The following is a 721-nucleotide window of genomic DNA, read 5'->3' on the forward strand; positions in this document are numbered from 1 at the left end:
GTCCAGCACACCCGCGTCGCCGGTCACCACCCACCCGTCGACCAGCGTCTTCGCCGTGGCCTCCGGCTGGTTCCAGTACTCCACCATCGCCGCCGGCGAACGCAGCCAGACCTCGCCGATCTCGCCGGGGGGCAGCGGGTCGCCCTTGTCGTCCACGACCTTGACCTCGAAGCCCGGGTACGGCAGCCCCGCCGACTGCATCTTGCCGCTGTCCGGGGTGTGGTCGGCCGGCGGCAGGCAGACGGCGGAGTTGCCGGTCTCGGTCAGACCGTAGATCTGGGCGAACTCGCAGCCGAAGCCCTCGATGCAGCGGGCCAGCAGCGCCGTGGAGATGGGCGCGCTGCCGTAGACGATCTTCCGCAGGGAGGCGAAGTCCGCCTTGGTGACGCCGGGCTCCGCCAGCAGCAGCCGCAGCATCGCGGGCACCGCGAGGGCGGTGGTGACGCGCAGCGTCCTGATCAGCTCGATGGCGTCCGCCGTGGTGAACTCGCGCATCACCACGTTCGTGGCGCCCGAGGCGAACCCCATCGCCGCCCACGACAGGCCGCCGATGTGGAAGCCACCGTTGCAGAGGAGGCTGACGTCGCTCTCGCGCAGGTCGAGCCAGTCCAGGTCGGCCGAGGCGAGCGCGTCGCGTACCGCCAGGAAGCTGCGGTGGGCGAGGACGACGCCCTTCGGCAGCCCCGTGGTCCCGCTGGTGTACATCTGCGCCAGCGGCGTG

1 protein-coding gene is annotated in these 721 nt (G+C 71.6%); it reads right to left on the minus strand.

The features are described 5' to 3' along the window. A partial coding sequence (locus V6V16_RS27775; RefSeq protein ID WP_334566909.1) for an AMP-binding protein occupies positions 1–705 on the minus strand: 705 nt, incomplete at its 3' end. Positions 706–721 lie beyond the last annotated feature (16 nt).

It is taken from the genome of Micromonospora sp. CPCC 205561, from assembly GCF_036906775.1.
Taxonomy (GTDB): domain Bacteria; phylum Actinomycetota; class Actinomycetes; order Mycobacteriales; family Micromonosporaceae; genus Micromonospora.